Annotated in this window: 6 protein-coding genes; all 6 read left to right on the forward strand. The window is 67.0% G+C overall.

Annotated elements, in window-relative coordinates; all coding sequences use genetic code 11:
- Positions 1–847: 847 nt before the first annotated feature.
- Positions 848–1945 (forward strand): serine hydrolase domain-containing protein, encoded by a 1098-nt coding sequence (locus WBA11_RS04140; protein WP_424519460.1) that lies wholly within the window; start codon positions 848–850, stop codon positions 1943–1945.
- A 91-nt stretch (positions 1946–2036) separates the two neighbouring features.
- Complete coding sequence (locus tag WBA11_RS04145) at positions 2037–2510, forward strand: helix-turn-helix domain-containing protein (protein WP_424519461.1); 474 nt, start codon at positions 2037–2039, stop codon at positions 2508–2510.
- Entirely contained in the window at positions 2507–2743 is a 237-nt protein-coding gene (locus tag WBA11_RS04150; RefSeq protein ID WP_424519462.1) for a hypothetical protein, read from the forward strand. Before WBA11_RS04145 ends, WBA11_RS04150 begins: the two co-directional genes overlap by 4 nt.
- Positions 2744–3421: 678 nt before the next feature.
- Positions 3422–4441: a sensor histidine kinase gene (locus tag WBA11_RS04155; protein WP_424519463.1), complete on the forward strand. Its 1020-nt coding sequence runs from the start codon at positions 3422–3424 to the stop codon at positions 4439–4441.
- On the forward strand, positions 4438–5067 hold the full coding sequence (locus WBA11_RS04160) for a response regulator (RefSeq protein WP_424519464.1): 630 nt from the start codon (positions 4438–4440) through the stop codon (positions 5065–5067). The genes WBA11_RS04155 and WBA11_RS04160 overlap by 4 nt, the downstream gene beginning before the upstream one ends.
- Positions 5068–5192: 125 nt before the next feature.
- The coding region (locus tag WBA11_RS04165; protein WP_424519465.1) for a hypothetical protein at positions 5193–5392 on the forward strand (200 nt) is incomplete at its 3' end.

Consider the following 5392-nt stretch of genomic DNA (forward strand, 5'->3'; position numbering starts at 1 on the left):
GCTCCACTACGCGCTCCGGCCGTTCCCGCGAGCGGCCCAGTCCGACGGCTGGGCCTCGGCCCTCTTCCTCATCGGGGTCAGCGCCGCTGCCCTTGCCCCGCTCGTCGGCGCTGCCGCCCTCGCCTCGTGCTGACGCCGCGACTAGTCCCCTCGACGGTGCGCCTCGCCCTCTCCCACTCGGCCTGGCTAGTGTGAGGCCGACCCAGGACGTCTCGACTGAGGGCGGTGCACCCCACGGTGGGTCACTCGACGTACGGGTTTTCTAGGCCGTCCGACGCCTCAGCCTTTACGTGCGCCATGCGCAGCGTCGAGGCCGCGGCGTAACAAGACCTCGCCCACCTCCGACCGACGCGGTTCGGGCACGTCAACCGGTACGGGTTCTACTGCTTCGACGTCGACGGGGCGCCGGAGGCCGGACTCCGGCGGCTCCGGGTCCTTTAGAGTGCGATCCTGGTCTGATTGTTCGAAAGGGCCAACCCGCTTCTTAACCCAAGTCAATGAGGCGAGCGACATCCCGAAATAGCTTTGCATTCTACTCAACGAGACGGATGCAGGGCTGTACTCACACAATCGGGATCAAGCGACTCCGGGTCCTCTGCCTCCTTCTATCTCGTCCCTGCGTGCGCAGCGCGGTGAGGGGGAGGACTTCTTCTAATTTAGACAACGTCCTTCTATGAGCGATCCAAATCGGGCCGTTCGGCACCGACTCAATAGCCGTGATGGTAGCGTTCCCGATGAGCTGGCTTGCCACCCCCGTGGTCCCGCTCGTGATCGTGACGCTCGCTCTGCTCTTCGTACGCCTGGGGTGGCCGCGCACAGAACTCGTTCCGTAGCCGTCGTCTCCGATATGTGGCTCCGGATCCCACTCGCGCTTGTCCTTTTATTCGTCGGCTGCTCGTCGGCTGAGGACATTGTCGGCCCTTTCGCAGAGGACAGCCTGCTCCCGACCGGAATGCCCGAGGATGTCGGACTCGTCCCGACATATCTCGAAGCCGCTTCGCGTCAGATCGCCGGGGATGACGACCACGAGCTCCACAGCATGCTCGTCGTCCGCAATGGGCTCCTCGTGTTCGAGGAGTACTACAACGGCTATGGGCGCGGCAACCCGCACGACCTCCGCTCGGCGACGAAGAGCATCACGTCACTGCTGACCGGCATAGCTATCGAGAGGGGTGCCGTCGCGGGCGTCGATGCGCCGCTGATGGACTACCTCCGCGCTGACTACCCCGGCATCAGGGATAAGGACGACATCCTATTTCGTCACCTCCTAACCATGCAAGGTGGGCTCGACTGCGACGACGGCGACCGGAGCACGCGGGGACAGGAGGATCGAATGTACCGGGCAGGGGACTGGGTTGAGTATTTCCTCTCGCTCTCGCGGTCGTACGCGCCCGGCGACACCACGTTGTACTGTACGGGCGGTGTCGTGGCGCTAGGGGAGGCTATCGCGCAAGGGGCCGAGCAAGACTTTGCCACGTTCGCAGACGACGTGCTGTTCAGCCCGCTCGGAGTCCAGAACTACCAGTGGGCCCGGTTCGACGACGGACGGAAGGTGGACGCTGGGGGTCACCTTTTCCTCACCCCGCAAGCGATGGCTAAAGTGGGGATGCTCGTGCTCCAAGGTGGAGAGTGGGACGGTCGACACGTCGTCTCCGAAGAGTGGATTGAGCGCTCGACGCAACCCAGGACGGAGATCGGAAGCATGCCCTACGGTTACCTGTGGTGGTCGTACACGGCCCAACGCGAGGAGAAGGCCGTCGACATCGTCTTTGCCAGCGGCAACGGGGGGCAGATGATCTTCGTGGTGCCCGAGTATGACTTGGTCGCGGTGTTCACAGCCGGGTACTACAACTCGGACCGGGCGCGGATCGTCTTCGACCTGTTCCACAACACCGTCTTGCGATCGGTGTCGGAGCCACAAGGGCGTCTCCAAGAACGACTCTAAGCGCACGGTCCTGGTGCTGCGTCATACTCTGTCAAGTGTGCGACGTAGCCCTTCGGGCGCACCACCTGCCTCACCATGCCTACCAAGCACTATGCCTGCCAAGCACACTGTCCGCCTGTCCGATGAGCAGCGCGTACGAATCGACCGGACCATCCGGACCGGCATCGCTCACGCCCGGACCGTCGCCTACGCCCGGGCGCTCCTCCTCGTAGACGAGGCCGACGGCGGGATGGCGTGGTCGGACGAGAAGGCAGCCGACGCGCTCGGGGTGTGCGCCCGCACGGTCGCACGGCTCCGCAGGCGGTTCTGCACCGAAGGCGCCGACGAGGCCCTCCGTCCCCATCGCTCGGCACCAGGACGTCCGTTCAAGATCGACGGCGTGGCCGAGGCCCACCTCATCGCCCTGGCGTGCTCGGAGCCCCCCGAGGGCCAAGCCGCGTGGAGCCTCCGGCTGCTCGCCGACGAGTTCGTGGCCCTCGGCGTGTGTGAGCCGGTGAGCTACGAGACCGTTCGACGGACGCTAAAAAAACGCGCTCCGGCCCCCACCGCTAGAAGAGATAAGTGACCCCCTCGGGGCAGAGCGCGGCGTTCATGGCCGACACGGAGGCTGTGCTCGCTCTCCACACCGAGCCGTACGACGCGGCACGCCCAGTCGTCTGCTTCGCCGAGCGGCCGTGCGTGCTCCGCGCAGATGTCCGCGAGTTGCTGCCCGCGCGTCCAGGCACCGAGCGCAAGCCAGACCACGTGTACGCCCGCGGTGGGACGTTCTGCGCGCTGGTGCCGTTCGAGCCGCTCTGATCGTGGCGGCGGGTCTGGTTCCGCCCGCAGCGGCGACCGGTCGACGTCGCCGGGGTCGTCTGCGAGCCCTGCGACGAGCACTACCCCGAGGCGGAGGACGTCCGGCTCGTGTGCGACCAACTCAACACGCACTCGGCGACCTCGTTCTACAAGGCGTTCGTGCCCGAGTAGGCCCGCCGTCTGGCGACGAGGGTCGAATTCGTTCACGCGCCGGTCCACGGGTCGTGGTTCAATGTGGTCGAGCGCGAGTTCTTGACCCTGGTACGGAAGTGCCTCTGGCACCATCGGTTGGAAGGCGTTGAGGCGAGTGCAACGGTAAACCGGCAGTTCACCTCGGAGAAGGCGCGGGAGAAGCTGCGACGGCTTTGCCCATCACTATGACCTTGCCAATAGGCTTAACCCATTTCCAGCTGCCCACGGCGCGAACCTTGCACAAATGGACGACAGGCCGAGACAGCTCACTGCTGTGAGCGTGATACGCGCCGTTATCGCGAATGCTTCTCCGGCACACGTCATCATGAGCCCTCGCGAGAGCATCATGTCAGCCGGAAGGTCTCCACCGATGGCGTCCAACTCCAGCATAGAGAGGCGCCCAAGTTGCAGGTCTCCCCTACACGTAGACTGCAGCCACGCTCGCCCCCTTCCCCGACCCTGACGACCGCCCTTCTTCTCGCGGCCTTGGGCCTCCTTCAGCCGGCGCCCTCGATGGGCGACTCGCTTGCGGCGGGTACACTCGTGACCCGTGCGGCAGACGGCACTCCGACCGACACGGTCACCTACGTCCTAGGACAGTCTGAGAACGGCGTCGTCTGGGTCGACACCGGCCCGCCGGGAGGGGCGTCGGTCCGTCTACCGGGGTCGGCTGTCGAGGCCCTTCTCGCGGCGCTCGAGCTCCACTTCCCGGCGGCCCCCGCCGCGGAGATCGCGGCCGTCGTCCTCGATAGCGACCAGATCCACGTCGGTCTCGACCGGTCGTTCCACCTCGGTACGGTTCTCACCGTCCTGGCCGTCGCGCTCTCCGTCGTTGGCCTGGGGATCGCCCTCGCTCGAACCCGACGTCGCACGTCGACCCTCCGCGCCCTCTCCCGCCATCACTTGGCCGGTCGGGAGTCCGAACGGCTCCGACTCGCGCAGGAGATCCACGACGGACCCGTCCAGGACCTCCACGTCGTCTCCCACGCGCTCTCGTCCCTTGCCGGGTCCGACCCCGCCCTTCAGGACCGCGTCCGGTCCACCGCCGACGAGCTCCGCCAGATCGCAGCCGGCCTCCGCCCTCCCGCGCTCGACCGCTTCGGCCTCCTCCCCGCACTTCGGGACCTCGGCGACCAACTCGAAACGTCCGCTCCCTACCCCAAGATCACGCTGGAGCACCAGGCGGCCCCGACGTCTCTAGACCTCGCGCCCGACCACGCTCTCGCCCTGTACCGGGTCGTACAGGAGGCCTCTCGCAACGCCCTTGCGCACGGGAACGCCCAGGCGATCATCATCTCCGTCGATGCGACGTCGTCAGCGGTCGTGGTCTCCGTCGAGGACGACGGCCGAGGTTTCGACGCAGATCGGCTCGACCTCCAGGCCCTCGTCCGCGACGGACACTTCGGGCTCGCTGGGATGCATGAGCGGGTCCGCGACATTGGGGGTGCCTTCTCCGTTACCTCCCGCCCGCGACACACCGTCGTCGAAGCCCGCGTCCCCCGTTGAACACCACGGCCCCTCTCATTCGTGTCGTCGTCACTGACGACCACCCTGCCATGAGGGCCAGCCTCCGGGACATGATCTCGCGGGACCCCCGCCTCAGCCTCGTCGGTGACGCCGCCACCGGCCGTGCCGCCCTCCAACTCGCGCGCGCCCACACCCCCGACGTCTTGGTCCTCGATCTTGACCTCCCCGACATGTCCGGAGTCGACGTTGCCCGAGCCCTCCGCGACGAACAGAGCACGGTCCGAACGATGGCCTTCACGGCGCACACCAGTCGGGCGTTCATCGAGGGGCTCGTCGAGGCCGGCGTCGCGGGCTACGTGACCAAGGACAAGGACCCCTGCGACATCGTCGACTCCATCGTCGCCGTCGCCCAGGGCGAGGGCCGGTGGTTCGTCGTCCCACAAACATCGTGGGAGCTCCGGCATCTCTCCCGGCGAGAGCGGGAGGTTCTCGATCACCTGTCCGACGGGCACACCAACGCAGACATAGGGGAGCGACTCTCCATCTCGGTCAGCACCGTCCGCAATCACCTAGTGCGGATCTATGAGACGCTCGGGGTCGAGACGGCGCGCGCCGCCATCGTCTGGGCGCGGCGACGGGGCATCGGGACGGACGGCCCTCCCTAACTCGGCGCCGCGGGCAATACGGACGGAGCCACAACGGACGGTCTGTCCGGTCAGAACAGGACTCTCGTCCCTCGGCACCGGCCGAGCCCCCCGCGAACGTGGCAGGCGTACCCCTAACGCCTCCCATGTCCCGCCTCTCGTTCGCCCTCGTCCTCCTCATCGTTGCCGCCGGCTGCGACGCCACAGACGCTCCGACCGCCCCGGTCTCCGCGAGCGGAGCGGCCACCGTCACGACCACCCCGTCCGGGTGGACCGTCACCGCCCTCGAGGGCGGCGGAGCCCGGTTCGACGGCCACCGAGGCCGCGTTGACGTGACCTTCGACGC

It is taken from the genome of Rubrivirga sp. (genome assembly GCF_049648075.1).
In the GTDB taxonomy this organism is placed as follows: domain Bacteria; phylum Bacteroidota; class Rhodothermia; order Rhodothermales; family Rubricoccaceae; genus Rubrivirga.

Bases quoted from the DNA above. Each gene is read 5' to 3' on its own strand.
- WBA11_RS04140 (WP_424519460.1), top strand. From the start codon at position 848: ATGTGGCTCCGGATCCCACTCGCGCTTGTCCTTTTATTCGTCGGCTGC.
- WBA11_RS04145 (WP_424519461.1), top strand. From the start codon at position 2,037: ATGCCTGCCAAGCACACTGTCCGCCTGTCCGATGAGCAGCGCGTACGA.